This is a genomic window from Streptomyces sp. NPDC048416, from assembly GCF_043200435.1.
Classification (GTDB): Bacteria; Actinomycetota; Actinomycetes; order Streptomycetales; family Streptomycetaceae; genus Streptomyces.
Map to the genome: position 1 here is coordinate 1 of NZ_JBICXU010000035.1, position 23,002 is coordinate 23,002.

Annotated in this window: 18 protein-coding genes; 1 reads left to right on the forward strand and 17 read right to left on the reverse strand. The window is 71.5% G+C overall.

All coding sequences use genetic code 11. From position 1 onward, the window contains the following. Positions 1-362: 362 nt before the first annotated feature. The 5 genes from ACGFW5_RS30560 to ACGFW5_RS30580 form a co-directional block, all read right to left on the reverse strand. Positions 363-1,193, reverse strand: coding sequence for a carbohydrate ABC transporter permease (locus ACGFW5_RS30560; protein WP_393837560.1), 831 nt, complete (start codon positions 1,191-1,193; stop codon positions 363-365). Positions 1,194-1,468: 275 nt separating this feature from the next. Continuing rightward, positions 1,469-2,407: a carbohydrate ABC transporter permease gene (locus ACGFW5_RS30565; RefSeq protein WP_393837608.1), complete on the reverse strand. Its 939-nt coding sequence runs from the start codon at positions 2,405-2,407 to the stop codon at positions 1,469-1,471. 44 nt (positions 2,408-2,451) lie between these two features. Further along, entirely contained in the window at positions 2,452-3,750 is a 1,299-nt protein-coding gene (locus tag ACGFW5_RS30570; protein WP_393837561.1) for an extracellular solute-binding protein, read from the reverse strand. 186 nt (positions 3,751-3,936) lie between these two features. Then, positions 3,937-4,224, reverse strand: a complete 288-nt coding sequence (locus ACGFW5_RS30575; protein ID WP_267052954.1) for a DUF3039 domain-containing protein — start codon at positions 4,222-4,224, stop codon at positions 3,937-3,939. A 55-nt stretch (positions 4,225-4,279) separates the two neighbouring features. Next, positions 4,280-4,840 carry a YqgE/AlgH family protein gene (locus tag ACGFW5_RS30580; RefSeq protein WP_393837562.1) on the reverse strand — a complete coding sequence of 187 codons (561 nt, stop codon included), beginning with the start codon at positions 4,838-4,840 and terminating at the stop codon, positions 4,280-4,282. A gap of 383 nt (positions 4,841-5,223) precedes the next feature. Between ACGFW5_RS30580 and murA the strand changes: the two genes are divergently transcribed. Beyond that, positions 5,224-6,564 (forward strand): UDP-N-acetylglucosamine 1-carboxyvinyltransferase, encoded by a 1,341-nt coding sequence (murA, locus tag ACGFW5_RS30585; RefSeq protein ID WP_393837563.1) that lies wholly within the window; start codon positions 5,224-5,226, stop codon positions 6,562-6,564. Between the two features lie 539 nt (positions 6,565-7,103). On the opposite strand, the gene ACGFW5_RS30590 is transcribed toward murA, so the two are convergent. The 12 genes from ACGFW5_RS30590 to ACGFW5_RS30645 form a co-directional block, all read right to left on the reverse strand. After that, on the reverse strand, positions 7,104-7,385 hold the full coding sequence (locus tag ACGFW5_RS30590) for an HU family DNA-binding protein (RefSeq protein ID WP_003968811.1): 282 nt from the start codon (positions 7,383-7,385) through the stop codon (positions 7,104-7,106). 374 nt (positions 7,386-7,759) lie between these two features. Further along, positions 7,760-9,193, reverse strand: coding sequence for an NAD-dependent malic enzyme (locus tag ACGFW5_RS30595; RefSeq protein WP_393837564.1), 1,434 nt, complete (start codon positions 9,191-9,193; stop codon positions 7,760-7,762). 439 nt (positions 9,194-9,632) lie between these two features. Beyond that, complete coding sequence (locus tag ACGFW5_RS30600; protein ID WP_393837565.1) at positions 9,633-12,032, reverse strand: HelD family protein; 2,400 nt, start codon at positions 12,030-12,032, stop codon at positions 9,633-9,635. Between the two features lie 117 nt (positions 12,033-12,149). Then, positions 12,150-12,905 (reverse strand): anti-sigma factor family protein, encoded by a 756-nt coding sequence (locus ACGFW5_RS30605; RefSeq protein ID WP_393837566.1) that lies wholly within the window; start codon positions 12,903-12,905, stop codon positions 12,150-12,152. After that, positions 12,902-13,489 carry a sigma-70 family RNA polymerase sigma factor gene (locus tag ACGFW5_RS30610; protein ID WP_328315186.1) on the reverse strand — a complete coding sequence of 196 codons (588 nt, stop codon included), beginning with the start codon at positions 13,487-13,489 and terminating at the stop codon, positions 12,902-12,904. Before ACGFW5_RS30610 ends, ACGFW5_RS30605 begins: the two co-directional genes overlap by 4 nt. 209 nt (positions 13,490-13,698) lie before the next feature. Beyond that, positions 13,699-14,301, reverse strand: coding sequence for a CGNR zinc finger domain-containing protein (locus ACGFW5_RS30615; protein ID WP_393837567.1), 603 nt, complete (start codon positions 14,299-14,301; stop codon positions 13,699-13,701). 544 nt (positions 14,302-14,845) lie between these two features. Beyond that, on the reverse strand, positions 14,846-15,985 hold the full coding sequence (locus tag ACGFW5_RS30620; RefSeq protein ID WP_393837568.1) for a uroporphyrinogen-III synthase: 1,140 nt from the start codon (positions 15,983-15,985) through the stop codon (positions 14,846-14,848). 104 nt (positions 15,986-16,089) lie between these two features. After that, positions 16,090-17,427, reverse strand: a complete 1,338-nt coding sequence (locus tag ACGFW5_RS30625; RefSeq protein WP_393837609.1) for a nitrate/nitrite transporter — start codon at positions 17,425-17,427, stop codon at positions 16,090-16,092. A 147-nt stretch (positions 17,428-17,574) separates the two neighbouring features. Continuing rightward, positions 17,575-18,732, reverse strand: a complete 1,158-nt coding sequence (locus ACGFW5_RS30630; RefSeq protein WP_393837569.1) for an acyltransferase — start codon at positions 18,730-18,732, stop codon at positions 17,575-17,577. Further along, positions 18,729-20,831: a bifunctional polysaccharide deacetylase/glycosyltransferase family 2 protein gene (locus ACGFW5_RS30635; protein WP_393837610.1), complete on the reverse strand. Its 2,103-nt coding sequence runs from the start codon at positions 20,829-20,831 to the stop codon at positions 18,729-18,731. The genes ACGFW5_RS30630 and ACGFW5_RS30635 overlap by 4 nt, the downstream gene beginning before the upstream one ends. A 194-nt stretch (positions 20,832-21,025) precedes the next feature. After that, complete coding sequence (locus ACGFW5_RS30640; protein ID WP_393837570.1) at positions 21,026-21,763, reverse strand: hypothetical protein; 738 nt, start codon at positions 21,761-21,763, stop codon at positions 21,026-21,028. Positions 21,764-21,916: 153 nt separating this feature from the next. Continuing rightward, a complete protein-coding gene (locus ACGFW5_RS30645) occupies positions 21,917-22,927 on the reverse strand; it encodes a LysR family transcriptional regulator (RefSeq protein WP_393837571.1) in 1,011 nt (336 codons plus the stop codon). Positions 22,928-23,002: the final 75 nt, after the last annotated feature.

Here is a 23,002-nt window from a genome sequence, read left to right on the forward strand (position 1 = left end):
CGGCGATTGAGGACGAGCGCCGTTCAGGCGCGAACGGGGGTGCAGGGGGCGGAGCCCCCGCATGGGGTCTGGGGCGCAGCCCCAGGGAGCCGCACTCTCAAGTAGCTGCACGGGCGGGCGGGTGGGAAAACCCCCCGGGGTCTGGGGCGCAGCCCCAGGGACCTGCACCCTCAAGTAGCTGCACGGGCGGGCGGGTGGGAAAACCCCCCGGGGCCTGGGGCGGAGCCCCAGGGAGCCGCACCCCCAAGTAGCCGCACGGGGCGGGAGGGTGGGAAAACCCCCGGGGCTCAGGGGCGCAGCCCAGGGGGCGGGGCCGGCCAACTCCCCGCGTACGGGCGGGCGGGTGGGCAGAACAACCCCTCTCACTTGACCGCACCCCCCACCCCCGAAACCAGCCTCCGCTGCACCAGCACGAAGAACACCAGCACCGGCACGGTCATCACCGTGGACGCCGCCATGATCCCGCCCCAGTCGTTCTCGTCCGGCTTGAAGAAGACCAGCAGAGCCATCGGCAGCGTGGACTGCGAGGTGTCGCTGATGATGAACGACTTCGCGAACAGGAAGTCGTTCCACGCGGAGATGAAGGAGAAGACGCTCGTCGCCACCAGCCCCGGGAAGACCAGCGGGAACAGGATCTGCCACAGGAAGCGCGTGCGGCTCGCACCGTCGAGGGCCGCCGCCTCCTCCAGGGCGACCGGCACCCCCTTCACGAACCCCCGCAGCATCCAGATCGCGAAGGGCAGCGAGAACGCGAGGTGCGGCAGGATCAACGACCCCAGCGTGTTGAGCTGCCCCAAGTCCCGCATGAGGAAGAAGAGCGGGATGGTCAGCGCCTCCACCGGCACCATCTGCGCCACCAGGAACATGATCAGCAGCGTGGTACGGAACCTGAACCGGAAGCGTGTCACCGCCGTCGCCGCCAGGAAGGCGATGAGCGCGGAGGCCACCACCACGCTCCCCGCCACGATCAGGCTGTTGAGGAAGTACCGCCCGAAGTCCTGCTGGGTGAAGACCCGCCGGAAGGAGTCGAGGGAGGGGGAGAGCGTCCAGGGCCTGGGGTGCGCGGACTGTACTTCCCCGGCCGGTTTGAAGGCGGCGAGGATCATCCAGTAGAGGGGGAAGGCGACCACCACGGCCACGACCAGCGCGGCCCCTTCGGCCAGCAGCCGCCACGGCCGGCGTATCCGCAGCAACGACGCGACAGAACCCCCGACGCCGCCAGACCCGGCCGACCGGGCACCGGCACCGGCACCAGCACCAGCACCAGCACCCGAATCAGAACCAGACCCAGACCCAGACCCAGACCCACCGAAACGGCCAGACCCGGCCGGTCGGACACCACCACCAGAGCCAACAGAACGGCCGGACCCCGCAGAGCCGACAGAACCGATAGAGCCGACAGAGCCCACAGAACCGACAGAACCCACAGAACCGACGGAGTCAACGGCGCCAACAGACCTACGCCCTCTCACAGCTCCTCCCCCTCCCCCTGGCGCCGCAGCAGCCACAGATACACCAGCGTCGCCGCCAGCAGGATCAGCAGCATCACCACCCCGATCGCGGAGCCGAGGCTGTACTGCGACGAGGCGAACGCCTTCTGGTACGCGTACACGTTGAGGACCAGGTTCTGGCCCGCGATGCCGCCCCCGTTCGTCATGACGTAGATCTGCGTGAACACCTTGAAGTCCCAGATGACGGACTGGATCGTGACCACCGTCAGGATCGGGCGCAGCATCGGCACCATGACGGACCGCCAGATCCGCCACTGCGAGGCCCCGTCCAGGGCGGCCGCTTCCAGGATCTCGCCCGGGATGGCCCGGATCCCGGCGTACACGGTGACCATGACGAACGGGAAGGAGCACCACACCACTTCGAGCAGCACGAGCGAGAAGGCGCTGTAGCGGCCGTACGTCCACGAGTGGTCGCCGAGGCCGAGTACTCGGTCGACCGGCCCGAAGTCGGGGTCGAACAGGAACATCCACACGGTGGAGCCGGTGATCGCGGGCGTCGCCCATGCGCCGAGCGCGGCCAGCATCAGCGCGAGCCGGGGCAGCGCCCGTACCCGGGTCAGGAGCATGGCCAGTGCGCATCCGACGGCGAGCGTGCTCAGGACGCAGGCCGCCGCGAAGACGAGGGTGGCCAGCAGGACGGACCAGAACTGGCGGTCGGAGAACAGCGTGGCGTAGTTCCCGAGGCCCTGGAAGCCGGCCGGTTCGCCGCCGCTGACCTGGGCCTGCGTGTACTCCATGAAGGAGATCAGGCCGAGTTGGTAGATCGGGTAGGCCAGCAGTGCGCCGAGGACGGCGAGGGCGGGGGCCAGGTACAGCCACGGCGTCGCCCCGGCCCGCCCAGGGGCGCGGCCGCGCGATCGGCGCCCTGCGCCGGCCGTGGCCGTGGCCTTCGCCACCGCCAGGCGCGCGGGCCCCGCCTCCGTCCCGCCTCGCCCGGTGCTCAACCCGCCGACCCGAACGCGTTGTTCATCTTCTTCGCCGCGTCCGACGACGCCTTCGCGACGTCCTTCTTGCCGCTGACGACCTCCTGGAACATCGTCGGCAGGACGAGCGAGGAGTCGATCTGTCCCCAACCGGGCGATGCGGGGACGAACTTGGTGCCCGACGCCAGCGTGCGGACGAACGGCTCGACGAACGGCTGCTTCTTGGCGACGTCGGCCCGTACGTCGGTGTACGTCGGCAGGAAACCCATCGCGTCGAACATCTCGCGCTGGGTGGCCTTCCCGGTGAGCTGTTCCATCAGGTCGACGGCGAGCGTGCGGTGCGAACTGCTCTTCAGGACGCCGATGTTGTTGCCGCCGGCGAACGCCGGGGCGACCGAGCCCGGCGTCTGGCCGGGCAGCGGCACGACCGCGTACGTGCCCTTGACGGTGCCGGCCTCGACGGCGGCGTGGTTGAAGTCGCCCCCGATGGCCATGGCCGCCTTGCCGTTGGCGAAGGCGGTGATGGTGGCGTTGCCGCCCATCTGGGCGCACTTGGCGGCGGGGCAGTTGTCGTCGCCGAAGAGCGAGGTGTACGCCGTGATGCCCTTGCGGGCCGCCTCGCTGTCGAGCGCCGAGGTGTACTTTCCGCCGTTCTCGGTGGCCAGTTCTCCACCCTGGGCCCAGATGAACGGAAGCGCCCCATAGGTGTAGGCACCGCCGACCGCGAGCCCGTACAGATCGGGTTTCGCCCGGTGCACCTTCTTCGCGGTCGTGATCAGTTCGTCCTGTGTCGTGGGCGCGGCGAGCCCCAGGTCCTTCAGGACGTCGGTGCGGTAGTACAGCGCGCGTACGCCGACGAACAGCGGCGCGCCGTACACCTTTCCGCCCACCGTGACGGACTGCTTCGCCGTCGGGTCGGTGTCCTTGGCCTCGTTCCACGCGGCGAACTCGGCGCTCACGTCGGCGAGTCCGCCGTCCTTCACGTAGCCCGCCGTGTCGGTGTTGCCGTATTCGATCAGGTCGGGCGCGGAGCCGGGGTCGTTGAAGGCAGCCTTGATCTTCTGGGCGCGGGTGTCGACCGGGATGTAGTCGACCTGGACGTCGGAGCCGTGGTGCGCCTGTTTGAACGCCGCCACGGCCTTGTCCACCACCTGCTGCTTGGGGCCGTTGCTCACCTCCTGGAAGAGCCAGACCCGCAGGGTGCCGCTCCGGTCGTCGCTCGTGGCTCTGTTGTCGGACGTCTGCGGGGCGCAGGCGGCCAGACCGGCGAGGGCAAGTGCCGCCCACGGCAGGGCGGTTCGGGCAGACAGCTTCACGGCGTGATCCTCCCCTAGTGCGTTGCAACATACGCAACGAGCGTTTCGCATACTGCACGACAGGGAGGAGGTTATGGCGGAGCCAAAGCCTCCGGCAAGAGGTCTGGACAACCCGGGCACACAGAACGGCCCCCGGGGTGTGCGTGGCGCACACCCCGGGGGCCGTTCGAACGGAAGGGACTACCGCTACTTCTTGTCCTTGCCGCCCTTGTCCTTGTCGCCACCGGCGCTCATGGACTCGTAGATCTCCTTGCACATCGGGCAGACCGGGTACTTCTTCGGGTCGCGCCCCGGCACCCAGACCTTGCCGCAGAGCGCGACGACGGGTGTGCCGTCGAGCGCGCTCGCCATGATCTTGTCCTTCTGGACGTAGTGGGCGAAGCGCTCGTGGTCGCCGTCGCCGTTCGACACCTGGGGTGTCGGCTCTACGAGGGTCCCCGTACCTGCCCCGCGCTCGGGCTCAAGAGTGCTCATAACCACCAAGGGTACTGAAGGCAACCGGATCGAGGGGAAGGGCGTCGTCAGGGCGTCAATTGAGCGAGGGGTCGTCCGGATAGGTGGCGACCATGGCGAGATCGCTGCGCTGGCGGCGCAGCACCGCCCGCCACAGACTCTCCGGCTCCGGGGACGAGACGTCACCGGGCTCCGACTCGACCACGTACCAGGCGCCGTCGCTGAGCTCGCCCTCCAGCTGGCCCGGTCCCCAGCCCGCGTACCCCGCGAAGATCCGCAGCGAGCCGAGGGCCGCCGCGAGCAGTTCCGGCGGTGCCTCCAGGTCGACGAGGCCGATCGCCCCGTACACCCGGCGCCAGCCCAGGGGCCCCTCGTCACCGGGGATGACGGCGATTCCGAGCGCGGAGTCGAGCGAGACGGGACCGCCCTGGAAGACCACACCGGGCGCGCCTGCGAGGGCCGCCCAGGACTCCAGGATGTCGCCGACCCCGACGGGCGTCGGCCGGTTCAGGACCACGCCGAGCGTGCCCTCCTCGTCGTGGTCGAGGAGCAGCACCACCGCGCGGTCGAAATTCGGGTCCGCGAGGGCCGGAGTGGCGACGAGCAGCCGCCCTGTGAGCGAGGACACCTCGGTCATGCCGACATGATCCCGCATAACGGGCCCCCGCGGGAGACGGGGTGCGGCGCGGACCGGGTCACCCGGGGGTGGCGGCCGGAGCGGCCGGCGGGCGTACGGACGCAGCGGGGCGCACGGACCGGACCACCACCGCCGCGCGCCCACCTCGCGCCCGCCTCCCGCCTACCTCGCGCGCGCCGCGCGCCCACCTCCCGCCCACCTCGCACTCGCCGCGCGCTCGGCTCACCGCCCGGAGGGTGACCCTCCGCAGAGCGGTCCTGCGCGGAGCGTGCTGTAGCGAATTCATTACCTACGTGAACCGTCCCCGGCCATACAGGGCAGGGTCGAAAGCCCCTTACCCTTTATCCCTGCCCCTTGCCCGACGACTCCGGAACGCGAGATTCATGACCGGCACAGACGATGTACTGCTTGTCCACGGCGGAACCCCGCTTGAGGGCGAGATCCGCGTCCGCGGCGCGAAGAACCTCGTGCCGAAGGCGATGGTCGCCGCCCTCCTCGGCAGCGGCCCGAGCAGACTGCGCAACGTGCCCGACATCCGCGACGTCCGCGTCGTACGGGGTCTGCTGCAGCTGCACGGCGTCACGGTCCGCCCCGGCGACGAGCCGGGCGAGCTGATCCTCGACCCCTCCCACGTCGAGTCCGCCAACGTCGCCGACATCGACGCGCACGCGGGTTCCTCGCGGATCCCGATCCTGCTGTGCGGCCCGCTGCTGCACCGCCTGGGCCACGCCTTCATCCCGGGCCTGGGCGGCTGCGACATCGGCGGCCGGCCCATCGACTTCCACTTCGAGGTGCTGCGCCAGTTCGGCGCGACCATCGAGAAGCGGGCGGACGGCCAGTACCTGGAGGCCCCGCAGAGGCTTCGCGGCTGCAAGATCACGCTGCCGTACCCGTCGGTCGGTGCGACCGAGCAGGTGCTCCTGACGGCTGTGCTCGCGGAGGGCGTCACCGAGCTGTCCAACGCGGCGGTCGAGCCCGAGATCGAAGACCTCATCTGCGTTTTGCAGAAGATGGGCGCGATCATCGCCATGGACACCGACCGGACCATCCGGGTCACCGGTGTCGACGCACTCGGCGGTTACACCCACCGGGCCCTCTCGGACCGCCTGGAGGCCGCCTCCTGGGCGTCCGCCGCGCTGGCGACCGAGGGCAACATCTACGTCCGCGGCGCCCAGCAGCGCTCGATGATGACGTTCCTGAACACCTACCGGAAGGTCGGCGGCGCCTTCGAGATCGACGACGAGGGCATCCGCTTCTGGCACCCGGGCGGCTCACTCAAGTCCATCGCGCTCGAAACGGACGTCCACCCGGGCTTCCAGACGGACTGGCAGCAGCCGCTGGTCGTCGCCCTCACGCAGGCGACCGGCCTGTCCATCGTCCACGAGACGGTGTACGAGTCCCGGCTCGGCTTCACCTCCGCGCTCAACCAGATGGGTGCGCACATCCAGCTGTACCGCGAGTGCCTGGGCGGTTCGGACTGCCGCTTCGGGCAGCGCAACTTCCTGCACTCCGCGGTCGTGAGCGGCCCCACGAAGCTCCAGGGCGCCGATCTGGTCATCCCGGACCTGCGGGGCGGTTTCTCGTACCTCATCGCTGCGTTGGCTGCGCAGGGCACGTCCCGGGTCCATGGGATCGACCTGATCAACCGGGGCTACGAGAACTTCATGGAGAAGCTGGAGAGTCTCGGCGCGAAGGTCGAACTCCCCAACGGTTCACTGGTCTAACCCCCCTGGGGCCGCCCGCCCCAGGCCCCCCGGGGGGTTTTCCCACCCTCCCGCCCGTGCGGCTACTTGGGGGTGCAGCTCCCTGGGGCTGCGCCCCAGACCCCCTGCGGGGGCTCCGCCCCCTGCACCCCCGTTCGCGCCTGAACGGCGCTCGTCCTCAATCGCCGGACAGGCTGAGGATGCCCGTGCAGGCCGGCACGGCCCCTGCACCAGTGCTGATAGGGGCGCGGGGAACTGCGCGAGAAGCGATCACGGTCCGCGGGCGAAGGCGGGTTTCAGGGGCGCGAGGAACTGCGCGAGAAGCGACCACGGCCCGCGGACGAGAACGGGTTTCAGGGGCGCGGGGAACTGCGCGAGACGCCGCCACGACCCGTAGGGGACGACGGGTTCAGGGGCGCGGGGAACCGCGCGGCCAGCCGCGGCCGGTCCGCGGGCGGGCGTCGGCGGGGCCTGCAGGGCGACGCAGAGGGCGGCCACCCTGTTTCCAGGGTGGCCGCCCTCAGTGTTGCTGCTGAGCGACCTCGCAGAGCGAAGGACGCTTACTTGCCCTTGGCGGCTTCCTTGAGCTTCGAGCCCGCGGAGACCTTCACGCTGTAGCCGGCCGGGATGTTGATCGGGTCGCCGGTCTGCGGGTTACGAGCGGTACGAGCGGCACGGTGGGTGCGCTCGAAGGTCAGGAAGCCGGGGATGGTGACCTTCTCGTCGCCCTTGGCGACGATCTCGCCGACGGTCTCGGCGAGAGCGGCCAGCACGGCGTCGGCGTCCTTGCGGGTCACCTCGGCGCGGTCGGCCAGCGCGGCCACCAGCTCACTGCGGTTCATGTTCTTACTCCCGTGTTCTTCTTGCCTGTGAGGCGTGCCACGCGGCGGAAGCCGCATGTTGGGTACAGCGAAGCCGATGCTGCCAGGGCCCTCGGACAGTCCCCGGACCCGGGTCCGCTTGCACGACCTCGTGTCCTGGGGGTCCCCCCTGGACGAAGTCCTTGGGGGAGCATCCTGCCCCCACCCACGGCGGGAAAGCCAATCCGGCACCCTCCCGGGTCACACCGAGTCACACGAAAAGCGCCACTGCCTCATCAAGGTGACGCTCCGTCGACCTGGTCTGGACTCCCGGGACGGGGCCGGTGCGGATGCGGGTCATGGTCCGTCACCCTAAGGGGGCGTTACTGGGCCCGCATCCCGCGACGCGCCGGAGCTCAGGCCGACGTGGGGCCCGTCACAGCGGCGCCGGCGGCCTTCGCGGCGTTGCGGACCGCGCCCGCGACCGCCCCGGCCACCTTGTCGTTGAAGACCGACGGGATGATGTAGTTCGCGTTGAGCTCGTCCTCGGCGACGACGTCCGCGAGCGCGCCGGCCGCGGCCAGCATCATGTCGGTGTTGACGGTGCGGGACTGCGCGTCCAGGAGGCCGCGGAAGACACCCGGGAAGACCAGCACGTTGTTGATCTGGTTGGGGAAGTCCGAGCGGCCGGTGGCCACAACTGCCGCCGTCTGACGGGCGATCGCGGGGTCCACCTCGGGGTCCGGGTTCGCGAGCGCGAACACGATCGCGCCCTCGGCCATCGCCGCGACGTCGTCGCCGTTCAGGACGTTGGGGGCGGAGACGCCGATGAAGACGTCGGCGCCGACCACGGCCTCCTTGAGCGTGCCGGTCAGGCCCTCGGGGTTGGTGTTGTCGGCGATCCAGCGCAGTGCCGACTCGGGGTCCGCGTCGACCAGGTCGGCGCGGCCCGCGTGCACCACGCCGTGGATGTCGGCGACGACGGCGTTCTTGACACCGGCCGCGAGCAGCAGCTTCAGGATGGCCGTACCGGCGGCGCCGGCGCCGGACATGACGACGCGTACGTCGCCCATTCCCTTGCCCACCACGCGCAGTGCGTTGGTCAGCGAGGCCAGCACCACGATGGCGGTGCCGTGCTGGTCGTCGTGGAAGACGGGGATGTCGAGCGCTTCGCGCAGGCGGGCCTCGATCTCGAAGCAGCGCGGCGCGGAGATGTCTTCGAGGTTGATGCCGGCGAAGCCGGGGGCGATCGCCTTGACGATGGTCACGATCTCGTCGGTGTCCTGGGTGTCCAGGCAGATCGGCCAGGCGTCGATGTCGGCGAAGCGCTTGAAGAGGGCCGCCTTGCCCTCCATGACCGGCATGGCGGCCATCGGACCGATGTTGCCGAGGCCGAGCACCGCGGAGCCGTCCGTCACGACTGCGACGGTGTTGCGCTTGATGGTGAGGCGGCGCGCGTCCTCGGGGTTCTCGGCGATCGCCATGCACACCCGGGCGACACCCGGGGTGTAGATCATCGAGAGGTCGTCACGGTTGCGGATGGGGTGCTTGGACGCCATCTCGATCTTGCCGCCGAGGTGCATCAGGAACGTACGGTCGGAGACCTTGCCGAGGGTGACGCCCTCGATGCGGCGCAGTTCCTCGACGATCTCGTCGGCGTGCGAGGTGGAGGTGGCCGCGATGGTGACGTCGATCCGCAGCTTCTCGTGGCCGGATGCGGTCACGTCGAGGCCGGTGACGGAACCGCCCGAGGACTCCACCGCCGTGGTGAGCTGGGAGACCGCCGTGCCGCTTGCGGGCACCTCAAGACGGACCGTCATCGAGTACGAGACGCTTGGCGCCGTTGCCATGACCGTGTTCCTCTGCTTTCCCTGGCTTCGTTGCTGCGCCGCCCCGGCTGTGGCGCGGCGGTGCCATCCGATGGTCGCACCTACTGGCTGGTAGCCGATAATGGGCGCCCCTTTTCGGAAAGTGATTTCCACCATACGAGAAACTGTCTCTTCGGCGGAAGCCCCGAAAGCTACAACCCGCCGACGGAGCCGTGGCGGAGCCGCGACGCGGGCCAGGGCGCGGGCCAGGGGCCCCCAACGACGACAGGCCCACGCCATCCGAAGATGACGTGGGCCTGTCGCTCACGTTCATGACACCGACCCGCCATGCTCGCCTCGCGGCAAGTGGTCGCTCTGAGCGACTAAGGTTGGGCCCGGGGGCTTGGATCGAGCCGGTGCCACAACCAGGCTAACAAACCACTCCGGCAAGTGATCCCCGCATCGCGAGTTGACCGCGAATTTAATCGCGGAGCAGGTCCGGCACCCCGTCCGCGTCGGGCTCGTCCCGGTCCCCGGAAACGACCGTGAGCTGCTGCGTCGCCCGGGTCAACGCCACGTACAGGACCCGCAGTCCGGCCGGGGACTCGTCCGCGATCTCGGCCGGCGACACGACCACCGTGGCGTCGTACTCCAGGCCCTTGGCCTCCAGGCTGCCCAGCGCCACCACCCGGTCGCCGAGCCCGGCGAGCCAGCGCGCGGCCTGGTCGCGGCGCCGCATCGCGACCACCACGCCGACCGTGCCGTCCACCTGGTCGAGCAGGCGCGCCGCCTCCTCCCGTACGCGGTCGGCGAGGTCACCGCCGCCCACGACCGCGAACCTCGGCCGCACGCCCGTCGAGCGGACCGCGGCCGGGGACTTCATGCCCGGCATCGCCAACTCCAGGACCTTGGCGGCCAGTTCGGCGATCTCGGCCGGGTTGCGGTAGTTCACGGTCAGCTCGAAGCGCCGGCGCGGGCGGCTGCCCAGCGCCTCGTCACGGGCCTCGGCCGCCTCGTCCGGGTCGGACCAGGAGGACTGCGCGGGGTCGCCCACGATCGTCCAGGTGGCGGTGCGCCCGCGCCGGCCGACCATGCGCCACTGCATGGGCGTCAGGTCCTGCGCCTCGTCCACGATGACGTGCGCGTACTCGGTGCGCTCAAGGGCCAGCCGCTCGGCGCGCTCGCGCTGGGTCTCCTCGCGGTGCGGCATCAGCTCTTCGAGACCGGTGAGCGCGTCCAGCGGGTCGTACTCGCGCTTCTTCCTGGGCCGCGCCGGGGCGCCCAGGAGCGTTTCGAGCTCGTCGAGCAGGGCCACGTCGTGCACGGAGAACCGTCCCTCCGCGGCCCGGGCGAGCGAGCGGGCCAGGCGGCGCACCTCGCCCTGGTTCAGGACCCGCCGGGCCCAGCGCGAAAGGCGCCGCTCGTCGGCCATCGCGGCGAGCACCCCGCGCGGGGTCAGCTCGGGCCACCACGCGTCGAGGAAGGCGATGAAGCTGTCCTCGGAGGCGATGTCGTCGTCGAAGGAGGAGCGCAGTTCCGCGGCGAGCTCCGGGTCGGTGTGCCGGCCGCCGGCGCCCGACTTCGACCACAGCGCGTCGAGCAGGAGTCTGCGGGCGCGCGGACGCAGCAGGTTGACGGGCGCGGTGCCGCCCAGCACCGTCTGGCGGATGCGGCGCAGCTCCTCGCCCTCCAGCTCGACGCGGGCGCCGAACGCGACGACCCGCAGCCGCTGCGAGGGTGCGGGCTGCTGTGCGGGCGCCTGCTCGCCGAGGACGAGCTGTTCACCCCCGCGCCGCCGGGACCGCCCGGGGCGCTCTCCCGGCCCCTCCAGGGCGCCCCTGGCGGCCTTGCGCAGCACATGGAGCATGCGGGAGGAGCCCTTGACGCGGGCGACCGCGGGATCGTCGTACTCGGTGGCCTCCGCGCCGTCCACGAGGTTGCCGACGGCGCGGATCGCGACCTGGCCCTCCTCGCCGAGCGAGGGCAGCACGCCCTCGGTGTACGAGACGAGCAGCGGGGTCGGCGAGACGATCAGGATGCCGCCCGCGTAGCGGCGCCTGTCCTGGTAGAGGAGGTAGGCCGCGCGGTGCAGCGCGACGGCCGTCTTGCCGGTGCCGGGGCCGCCCTCGACGTAGGTGACGGAGGCGGCGGGCGCCCGGATCACCATGTCCTGCTCGGCCTGGATGGAGGCGACGATGTCCCGCATGGTGTGGCTGCGGGCCTGGCCGAGCGCGGCCATCAGGGCGCCGTCGCCGACCACGGCGAGACCGGCGCCGTCCAGGGTCGCCGTCAGCTCGGGACGCATCAGGTCGTCCTCGACGCCGAGCACCTTGCGGCCCTTGGAGCGGATGACCCTGCGGCGCACGACGCGGCCGGGGTCGACCGGGGTCGAGCGGTAGAAGGGCGCCGCGGCCGGCGCCCGCCAGTCGATGACCAGCGGCGAGTAGTCGGCGTCCAGGACACCGATCCTGCCGATGTGCAGGGTCTCGGCGATGTCGGCCGTGCCGTCGGGACGCACGGCGTCCTCCGCGGCCTCCACCGAGGTGTACGCGCCGTCCGGGCCCTTCTTTCCGTCCTTGCCGAGCAGGAGGTCGATCCTGCCGAAGAGGAAGTCCTCGAACTCGTTGTTGAGCCGGTTCAGATGGACCCCCGCCCGGAAGACCTGGGCGTCCCGCTCGGCGAGGGCGCCGGGCGTGCCGACCTGACCGCGCTGGGCGGCGTCGTTCATCAGGAACTCCGCCTCATGGATCTTCTCCTCCAGGCGGCGGTACACCTGGTCCAGATGTACCTGTTCACCAGCGATTTCGCGTTCCCGGACCGAATCCGCCACGGATTGGGCGGTACCGGAAGCGGAATCGACAGCGGCATCCTGCGCGGCCACCGAGGCCCCCTTCTGACGTGCATTGGGCAGCCGTCAACCGTACGCGAAGGGGGACCCCTTGTCAGGCCACTGTCCGGTGCGGCCCCGCATGTCGGGAGCCCCGTCTGGGCCCCGGGCTCACGCGGGGACGTCCACGAGCGCCTTCCCGTCGAACGTACGGACCTCGAAGTGGTCGATCTGGTCGCGGTTCATCGCGGTGCCGCCGTGCACGTACAGCGGGTAGCGCGCCGACTCGTGCGGGCTGTCCTTGATCCCGTAGCCCCAGGCGGGGACCGCCCAGGACGTCACGGTCTCGTGGTCGCCGTTCTTGCCGATCGCGATCAGGCTGCACTTCTGCGGGCCCTTGACGTTCTTGAGCTCCAGGACGGTGTGGGTCCCCCAGGCCTTGGCCTCGGTGCCCACGGTCGCGGTGGTCCCGGTGGTGGGGTCGGTCGCGGAGACCTTCTGGGTCATGTGGTCGAAGGCGTCCGCGGCCGGGTTGACCGGGTTGGCCTGGGCGCTCTGGTGGGTGCCGGTGTCCGACGAGGTCGCCACCACCGCGACCGCCGGGCCGCCCACGATCAGCGCGGCCGCGGCCGCCACCAGGTAGGTGGCGCGGCGCCTGCGCTTGGCGCGTTGGGCCGCGACCTCGTTGATCAGGCCCTGGGTCATCCCGGGCGGCACCGGCCGCAGCGGCTGGGCGGCCGGGCCGGGGAACTCCTTGAGGGTGGCCAGCATCGGCTCCATGCCGGCCAGGGTGTCCAGTTCGGCCGCGCACATCTCGCAGCCCGCGAGGTGGGCCTCGAAGGCGGTGGCCTCGGCGTCGTCCAGGATGCCGAGCGCGTACGCGCCGACAGCCTCGTGCGCCGAGCCCTCGGCGTACTCACTCGTCATGCCGTCACCCCCCGTTCCTCCAGTGCGAGCTTCATGGAGCGCAGGGCGTAGAACACCCGGGACCGCACGGTCCCGCTGGGCACGCCGAGCGCCTGGGCAGCCTCATTGACCGTACGTCCCTTGAAGTACGTCTCGACCAGCGCCTCCCGGTGGGCCGGGGTCAGGTCGTCGAGCGCGTCGGAGAGGGTCATGAGCCACAGCGCCTTGTCGATCTCGTCCTCCGCGGGCATGACCTCCAGCGGCGACGGATCGACCTCCTGCGGCCGGGCCTGCCGGCTGCGGTGGCCGTCGATGACGATGCGGCGTGCGACCGTCACCAGCCAGGGGCGGACCGAACCGGTGGCCCTGTTGAGCTGACCGGCGTTCTTCCAGGCACGGATGAGCGTCTCCTGCACGACGTCCTCGGCCCGCTGGCGGTCGCCGGCGACGAGACGCATGACGTACCCGAGCAGCGGCCCCGCGTGTTCGCGGTACAGCGCCCGCATCAGCTCCTCGTCGGGCGCGGAGCGGTGTCGGGCGCCGCGCGGACGGTCATCGGCCACGGCGGCATCCTTGCGCAACCGGCACCTCCAGGTCGAGACCATCCGGCGCGCGGCTGCGAGCCGGTACGTCCCTCCATACGGACGGTTGACCGGAACCATTCAAATCCGGAGCCACTTTCTCCGGACGGCCGCCGCGGTCGCCCCCGGGCGGGCGGCAGCGTGGCCCGGAACGCTGATCGGAGCCCGGCCCAGCGGCGCGGCTCGGGGCGCGGCTCAGCGGCGCGGCTCAGCCACACTGCGCAGTGCCCGGTTCAGAGCGCGGCCAGGCGCCGCCGGTGCCGGGCCACCCGTTCGCGGTTGCCGCACGCCTCGCTCGAACACCAGCGGCGTCTGCGCCCGCGCGAGGTGTCGAGGTAGAGCAGCCGGCAGGAGTCGCCCTCGCACTGGCGCAGCAGGGCAAGTGCGCCGGGGTCGGTGAGCAGGTCGATGGCGTCCCGGGCCACGAGGGCGAGCAGCGCGGCGCACTCGGGGGCGCGGTCCAGGGTGCGCACGAGAACGCCGTCGGCGCCAGGGACGGCCCGTACGCCAGGGGGCGGGGCGGCGGCCAGGGCGTTGAGGCGGTCGAGGGCATCCGGGGCGCCGTCGGGGCAGGCGCCGCGCAGCTCCGCGACGACCAACGCCCCTACGCAGCATCGCAGTTCGACGAACCGAGGCGGCCAGTCGCCGCCGACCACCCCGCACGGCGCGTCCCGCGGCAGCAGCCCCGCATCGAGGAGCCACCGCTCCAACTGGGCGGTGCCATCGAGCTGTTCACTGTCGTACGCCCCGGTCGCCAGCAGATCGAGACAGATCCGCCCGGAGTCGAACCGCACCATGCGCCTGCCACCGCCCAGGGAGTCACCGGTGAGTGCCATCCTCCAGAGTGCCCGCCCGGGGCCGCCCCCGGAACCCCACGGCAGGCACGGGAGCACTCGGCATGCCGGGTGCCCTACTAGGGGCGCGGGGAACTGCGCGAGACGCGGGCACGGTCCGCACCCGAAATGCGACGGGGTTGCTGGGGCTCCGCCCCAGACCCCGGGCGGCCCCACCCCACCCCTTCCCGCAACCCTCCGGGAGTGAAAGGTGGGCTGAGGGACAGGCCTCCGGGGCTCGCCCCAGACCCCGTTCGCGCCTGAAGGGCCCTCGTCCTCAAGCTCCCCCAAGGCCTAAAGGGCCAGGGGCCCCCATGACAGGCTAAAGATGCCGCCCGGCACGAACAGTCCAGGGGCGCGGGGAACTGCGCAGGACGGCCTACGGACTTGCGCGGCGTCCGGCACCGCGCAGTCCAGGGGCGCGGGGAACTGCGCAAAACGACCTAAGGACATGCGCACCGCCCCGCACCGAACAGTCCAGGGGCGCGGGGAACTGCGCAAAACGACCTAAGGACATGCGCACCGCCCGGCACCGCGCCCGGCCGGGTCACTCGGGCTCATCCGGGTCCAGGGCCAGCCGGTAGCCGCGCTTGACCACGGTCTGGATGACGCGGGGGGTGCCGAGGGCCGTGCGCAGGCGGGTCATCGCCGTTTCCACGGCGTGTTCGTCGGTGCCCGAGCCGGGCAGGGCGCGCAGCAGGTCGGCGCGGGGGACCACCCAGCCGGGGCGGCGGGCCAGGGTGCGCAGGAGGGCCATGCCCGCCGGGGGGACCGGGCGCGGTTCGCCGTCCACCACGACGGCGTGGCCCCGGATCTCCACGGCGTGCCCGGCCAGCGGCAACACCCCTGCCCGGGCCGGGAGTTCGGTGCACAGGAGCTGGACGAGCGGGCCCAGGCGGAAGCGCTCGGGGGCGAAGGTCGTGATGCCGCGGGCCTGGAGCGGGAGGGCGGTGACGGGGCCGACGCAGGCCGGCAACACGTCGTCGCGGAGCGCGAGCAGCACCGCGTCGAGCAGGCCGCGCTCCTCGGCCCGGTTCAGGAGGGAGGTCGCGGCGGGCGCGCTGGTGAAGGTGAGCGCGTCGAGGCCGCGCGTCACGGCCGCGTCCAGGAGCCGGTCGAGCGGCGCCATGTCCTGCGGCGGCATCCACCGGTACACCGGCACCCCGACGACCTCCGCGCCGCCCGCCCGCAGCGATTCCACGAAGCCCGGCAGGGGTTCGCCGTGGAGTTGGAGCGCGATGCGCCGGCCCGCCACGCCCTCGGCGAGCAGCCGGTCGAGGACCTCGGCCATCGACTCCGAGGCCGGCGACCAGCGCTCGGTGAGCCCGGCGGCCCGTACCGCGCCCTTGACCTTGGGCCCGCGGGCGAGGAGTTCGACGCCGCCCAGGGTCTTGAGGAGGGCGTCCCCCAGCCCCCAGCCGTCGGCGGCCTCGATCCAGCCGCGGAAGCCGATGGCGGTGGTGGCGACCACCGTGTCGGGCGCGGAGGCGATCAACTCCCGCGTGGTGGCCAGGAGTTCGCGGTCGTCGGCGAGCGGGACGATGCGCAGGGCGGGCGCGTGCAGCACGGCGGCGCCGCGCCGGGTGAGCAGGGCCGCGAGTTCGTCGGCGCGGCGGGCGGCGGTGACCCCGACGGTGAACCCGGCGAGCGGCCCGTGGGGGGCGGCCGCCTGAGGTGCTGCGGTCATGACTCTCCCAGGTGGTGCGGTGACGGCCGAGCCTGTCAACGGGGCGTGACGCGCACGGTTCGCCGTGGTTTCCCCGCTGTTACGTCGCGTCCCGCCGACAAGGATCACACTTCGGCGCTGACGGGTGCGGGCCCGACGCGTGCGGGGCTCTCGGCGGCCTTGCGGACGTAGACGGCCCACGTCACCGCGGAGCACGCCGCGTAGCAGGCCAGGAAGGCGGTGAACGCGGCGGTGCCGGTCCCGGCGGCCTGGAAGGACTGGCGGAAGGCGAGGTTGACGGCGAGACCGCCGAGCGCGCCGACCGCGCCGACCAGGCCCATGGCGGCCCCCGAAAGGCGCCGCCCGTAGGCCGCGGCGGCCTCCCCACAGAGCCCGCGGTTCAGCGCCCGCGCCTGGAAGATGCCGGGGATCATCTTGTACGTGGAGCCGTTGCCGAGCCCGCTGAGCGCGAACAGGGCGATGAACCCGGCGAGGAAGACGGGCAGCGAGGTGTGGAGGGAGGCGTACAGGACGACGCAGGTCGCCGCGGCCATCGCGGCGAAGTTGCCGAGGGTGATGCGGGCGCCGCCGTAGCGGTCGGCGAGGCGGCCGCCGACCGGCCGCACGAGGGAGCCGAGCAGCGGCCCGATGAAGGTGAGGGAGGCGGCCTGCAACGGGGTGCGGCCGAACTGGGTCTGGAGGACGAGGCCGAAGGCGAAGCTGTAGCCGATGAACGAGCCGAACGTGCCGAGGTAGAGGAACGCCATGATCCAGGTGTGCGCGTCGCGCAGCGCCTCCCGCACGGCGCCCGTGTCGTTGCGTACGGGCGCCAGGTTGTCCATCCCCAGTGCCGCGGCGAGCCCGGCGAGCGCGATGAGCGGCAGGTACGCGGCGAGCACGATGCGCGGGTGCCCGGCGCCCGCGGTCGCGACGACGAGCAGGCCGACGAGTTGCACGACCGGTACGCCGATGTTGCCGCCGCCCGCGTTGAGGCCGAGCGCCCAGCCCTTCTCGCGCAGCGGGAAGAAGGCGTTGATGTTGGTCATCGAGGACGCGAAGTTGCCGCCGCCGACCCCGGCGAGGGCCGCGACGGCCAGGAACGTGGTGTACGAGGTGCCGGGCTCCATGGCGTACCAGGCGGCGAGTGCCGGGACGAGGAGCAGCAGGGAGCTGACGACGCTCCAGTTGCGTCCGCCGAAGCGGGCGACGGCGAAGGTGTAGGGGATGCGGGCGAGGGCGCCGACGAGGGTCGCCACCGAGATGAGGAAGAACTTGCCCGCCGGGTCCACTCCGTAAGCCGGTCCCATGAACAGGACCATGACCGACCACAGGCTCCAGATGGAGAATCCGATGTGTTCGCAGAACACGGACAGGAACAGGTTGCGGCGGGCGACGCGCTTGCCCGTCTCGTGCCAGAAGGTGTCGTCCTCCGGCTCCCACCGCTCGATCCAACGGCCGGTCATCATGCCTCCACGGTCGGGTTCGCCATCGTTGCGAACCCGACCGTAGGGAGGGCGGGTTTCGGCCGCGTGGCGCCCGGTGACCGGGGTGCAACCGTGTCTTCACGTGGTGCGGGCGGCGGTGGTGAGACCGCCGCCCGCACCCGGGTGTCAGGCGGGCCAGAGCCGGGGCCTGCGCTTGGCCGCCACGTCCTCGACCCAGCCGAAGCACACCACGCACAGTCCGACGAGGAGCCAGGTCACCGCGAGGACCGGCCAGGAGCTGTTGAGGAACTCGCCCCAGCCCGCGAGCGCGTCGATGCTCCACAGGTCGTCCCAGACGGTGGCGGCGACCAGGATGCACAGGTTGTGCCACAGGTAGACCGTCACGGCGCGGGAGTTGAGCAGGGTGATCAGCTTGTCCCAGCGGCGCAGCGGGGCGGGCCACTGGGCCCATGAGGGGCTGATGTGCAGCAGCAGGAGGACCGAGCCGAGCGACCACAGGGTCTGGGCGAGCGGGATCGAGTCGAGTTCCGTGTCGCCGGTGATCGAGTACCCGCCGTGCACTGCCCACCAGTAGCCGATGGCCATCACGATGGGTGCGAGCGAGGGCACCAGATAGCCCGGCAGTTTCCGCAGGACGCCCGCCTGGTGGGCCATGCCGAGGATCCAGCAGGCGCCGAAGGTGGCGAAGTCGGTGAGCGCGGAGTCGATGCGCTCGGGAAGGCCGAGGTCGACGAATTCCAGGAGCGCGGACAGGGCGACCGGCGCGAGGACCGTGGGCCAGGCGGCGCGGCGGAGCATGGCGCGGAAGAGCGGCGAGAGCAGCACGAACCACAGGTAGGCGCGCAGGTACCAGAGCGGTTCGGCGAGGTTGGCGCCCCAGTTGTCACCGAGGACGTGGTGGATGCCGGGCAGGCCCGCCGCGTACGGCGGGTCGCTGAGCGGGACCACCCAGAACAGTAGGTGCCCCCACCACCAGGCGGGGTGCCCGTCGAAGTCGGGGCCCCAGCCCTGGGCGAGCATGCCGGTGATGCCGACCGCGCCGAGCAGCCACATCGGCGGAAGCAGGCGGCGCATCCGGCCGCGTACGACCTGCACGGCGGGCCGCTTCAGGGAGCGGGCCATGAGGTTGCCCGCGAGCGCGAACATGACGCCCATGGAGGGGAAGGCGAGCGGCAGCCAGGCCCAGCCCATCAGGTGGTAGAGCACCACCCGGAACAGGGCGAGGGCGCGCAGGAAGTCGAAGTACCGGTCGCGCGCGGGCGGCCGGGGCGCCGGGGCGGGCGGCGTCGCCGCCGCCTGGGGCACCTCCACGTACGAACTCATCGCGCTGCCTTCCGCTCGGCCGGGTTGCCGGGCGCCTCGACCACGCCGGTGCGGCGCAGCTTCTGCCAGCGGAGCCGGCCGCCGGTGACCGCGGTGATCCAGGACTGGAGCAGCACGACGTACATCAACTGCCGGTACAGGACCTGCTGGAGGGGCAGCGACAGGAGGTGGGTGAGGCGTTCCTTGTCGAGCCGGAAGGCGTACGCCGCGCACACCGCCTGGATCAGCAGCACCCCCAGCCAGGCCAGGATCGTCTGTTCGGTCTTGCCGAAGACGATTCCGTACAGCAGGAAGATGTCGATGAGCGGGGCGAGCAGCGGGGCCACCACCATGAACAGGGCGACCAACGGCAGGCCGACGCGGCCGAAGCGGCCCGACGCGCCGCGGTCCGTGATGGCGCCGCGGTGCTTCCAGATCGCCTGCATGGTGCCGTACGACCAGCGGTAGCGCTGGGACCACAGCTGCTGGACGGACTCGGGGGCCTCGGTCCAGGCGCGGGCGTTCTCGGCGTAGACCACGCGCCAGCCGTCGCGGTGGATGGCCATGGTGATGTCGGTGTCCTCGGCGAGGGTGTCCTCGCTCATGCCGCCGACGCGTTCCAGGGCCTGGCGGCGGAAGGCGCCGACGGCGCCGGGGATGGTGGGCATGATGCCCATCAGGTCGTACATGCGGCGGTCGAGGTTGAAGCCCATCACGTACTCGATGTGCTGCCAGGCGCCGATGAGCGAGTTGCGGTTGCCGACCTTGGCGTTGCCGGCGACCGCGCCGACGCGCGTGTTGCCGAAGGGCTGCACGAGTTCGCGTACGGTCGACGGCTCGAAGACGGTGTCGCCGTCCATCATGACGACGAGTTCGTACCGGGCGTGCGCGATGCCGTTGTTGAGGGCGGCGGGCTTGCCGGCGTTCTCCTGGCGCACGACGCGCACATTGGGGTGGCCGAGCGCTTCGACGATGTCGGCGGTGCCGTCGCTCGAACCGTCGTCGATGACGATCACTTCGATCGGATGGTCGCTCGCCATGAGCGACCGGATGGTGTTGGCGATGCATTCGCGTTCGTTGTACGCGGGCACGAGCACCGAGACCGGTTCGGTGACCGGCGGGCCCCACTGGAAGTCCTTCTTGCGGACCTTGCGGGCGTGCACGAAGGAGAGCACCAGCATCAGGCCGAAGCGGGCGAAGACGAGCACGCCGATGACGGCGAGACCGACGACCAGGAAGTCGGTGGTGTGCTCGGCGACCTGGACGGCGCCGACGAACGCCTGGCCCTTCCACAGGTCCATGCCGCTGACCGGCGTCAGGGCGCTGGGCGCGCCGAGCGCGGTGGTGAGGTTGACGAAGGTGTAGCCCGACTCCTGCATGTCCGGCAGGAACTTGTCGAGTGCGGCCACGGTCTGCGAGCGGTCGCCGCCGAAGTCGTGCATCAGCACGATGGCGCCCTTGTCGTCCTCCGGGGTGGCGTTGTGAATGATCTTCTTGACGCCGGGGCGCTGCCAGTCCTCACTGTCGGTGGAGTCGAGCGCCACGACATACCCCTTGGAGCCGACGTACTGGACGATCGGCCAGGTGTCGTTGTCCATGGCGTCGGCGAAGGAGGAGTACGGCGGCCGGAACAGCGAGCTGTGCACACCGGCGGCGCCGGCGAGCGCGAGCTGGTTCTCGGAGAGCTCGCGGTCGATCCGTGACTTCGACTGGTAGGACAGGTCGGGGTGGTTGAAGGTGTGCAGGCCCACCTCGTGGCCCTCGGCGACCATGCGCTTGATGAGGTCCGGGTAACGCGAGGCGTTGGTTCCGGTCACGAAGAACACGGCGTGCGCGTGGTACTTCTTCAGCTCGTCCAGGACCTTCGGGGTCCAGGTGGGGTCCGGGCCGTCGTCAAAGGTGAGGACGATCTTGTGGTCCGGTATGTCCAGGCTGACGGGCTTGCCGGGCTCGCGGGCGTCGATGACCGGGCCGCCGTCAATGATCTTGTCCGGCACCTTGTCGGTGGGCGCGGGGTCGCGCACGCGGTGGTCCGCGGAGATCTCGCTGTGCACATAGCCGCGCAGCATCAGCATCGCGACGAGCGCGACGAGGAGCAGGAGCGGCAGCAGATAGCGCATGGGCAGCCGCTTGCGCCGCATGGGCCGCGGCTTGGCCTTGGTGGTTCTCATGGCAGGTGTCGTTACGCCTTCGGGCCGGTACGCCGACGGGGCCGTACGGGGTTGGTGCTCAGGCGCGCCGGCCGGGCCGGCGCGTGGGGGTTTCGCGTGGGGTGGCTTTCAGGGCCGCCGCGGGCGGTGCGGGGCGCCGGAACTCAGGCGCCGGTCTTGCCGCCGGAAGGGGAGACCGCGCCGGTGGCCGGCTTGTGCGAGGCACCGGCGGGCGGGGACGCCTTGGTGTTCACCGGGCTGTGGCCCGTGACGGGCGTCGCGTTGTGCGGGACCTTGGAGGACTTGGGGGCCTTGGGCGAGGGCGCCTTGGGGATGCTGTGCGAAGGCAGCACGATCTTCTTCGGCGACGCCTTGGGCTCCGGCGCCTGCGATGCGGTCGCCTGCGGGGGCGCCGTCACGGCGTCGTCCGTGCCGTCGTCGGGGATCGTCAGGCCGGGGGCGCTGGCGCTGCCGCCGAGCAGCGAGCCGACGAGCGCCACGGCGAAGCCGGTGGCGGCCAGTCCGAAGATCCAGCCGAGCCAGCGCAGCTTCTTGCCGCGGCGCCCGCTGGCGTCGACGAACACGGGCCGGTCGTGGCCCCGCTGGCTCGGTATGGCGGAGAGCGGCTTGAAGACGGGGATCTGCTGGGTCGCGACCCGGTCCACCTGCTCGGGCGTGTTCACCTGCCCGGTCCTGGCCAGCTCGGGCTTGCTCGCCTCGGGCTTGTCCGAGCCGGGCCGGGCCGCACCGGGCTTGTCCGAGCCGGGCGTGGTCGCCCCTGGCTTGATCAACTGCGCGGTGAACACGCCGAGTTGCATCGTCGCATCGTGCTGCGGGTGTTCCTTGGCCGCGCGGCCGGCGCGGGGCTGTCCACCCGGGCCGCCATCTATCCGACTGTCCATGTTCGTACGCACTCCCTGAAATATGTTCGCGGGTTGCGCGCACGACTCCCGGGCACCACATACGGAACAGGGAAGACCCACCCGTTCCGCGTGCCCCCACCATCCCGCCGCACCCGGGCGTTGAATGTAGCGCACGCTGCTGTGGACATGTGTTCACGTATCGCGTGATGTTCGCCTTAGGCGCCCCACATCAGGGGCATCAGCCACCATCAGGGACATGTCGGGCGCGGGAAGCCAGCTCTCCGGGGGCCGCACGAGCCAGCCGTGGGCCGCCGCGGCGTCGGACGCGACCCTGCGCAGGACACCCACGCCGCTGTGCGTAAGCCCCTTGCGCCACACCATCGACACCGGCGAGAGCGGCACCGGCGCGGTCAGCGGCCGCACGACCATGCCGGGGACCTCGATGAAGTCGGTGCTCGCCAGCACCGACCAGCCCCGCTTGCGCACCACCCGCACGAACTCCTCCTCCCCCGCGATCTCCGGGAACGGCGCGGCCGCCTCGATGCCGCGCCCCGCGAAGAGCCGCCCGGCCAGGTCGGTCCACTCCGCGGTGGCCGGGTTGCCGGCCGCCACGTACAGCGTCTCGCCGGCCAGCGCGCCCACCGGGACCTCGGGCAGGCGGGCGAGGCGGTGCCCGGCGTCGAGCAGCACCGCCATCCGCTCGTAGCGCACCGGCTGGTGGCCCAGACCCGCCAGGACGGCCGGGTCGAGCCCGGCCACCCGGCCGAAGGAGACGTCGAGGCGACCGGCGACGATCTCGGCGGCGGCGCCCGTGAGGCCACTGATGAACCTCGCCACGAACTCGGCCCCCGGGGCGTGTGCACGGGCCGCCGCTAGCACCCGCGCGCCGGTGCCGACGGGCGACGAGACGTCGACCAGGAGCGGCCGCTCGTGGCCGGCGCCCGACCACGCGGCCCGCAGTTCGTCATGGGCGGCGAGCACCCGGCGGGCGTACGGCACAAGCCGGGCGCCGTCCGGCGTCAGCGCCACGGCTCGGGTGGTACGGACGAAGAGTTCGGTGCCCAACTCCCGCTCCAGCCGCCGGACATCACGGCTCAGGGCCTGCTGGGCGACGAAGAGCCGCGCGGCGGCGCGGGTGAAGTGCAGCTCCTCGGCGACGGCGGCGAAGGAGCGCAACAGGCGGGGGTCGGTGTCGTGCGGCACGCAGGCAGTCAACAACGACACGGGCGTTGACAACAAGAGTGCGTCAATGGGCTCCGATCAGGTGTTGGACCCCTG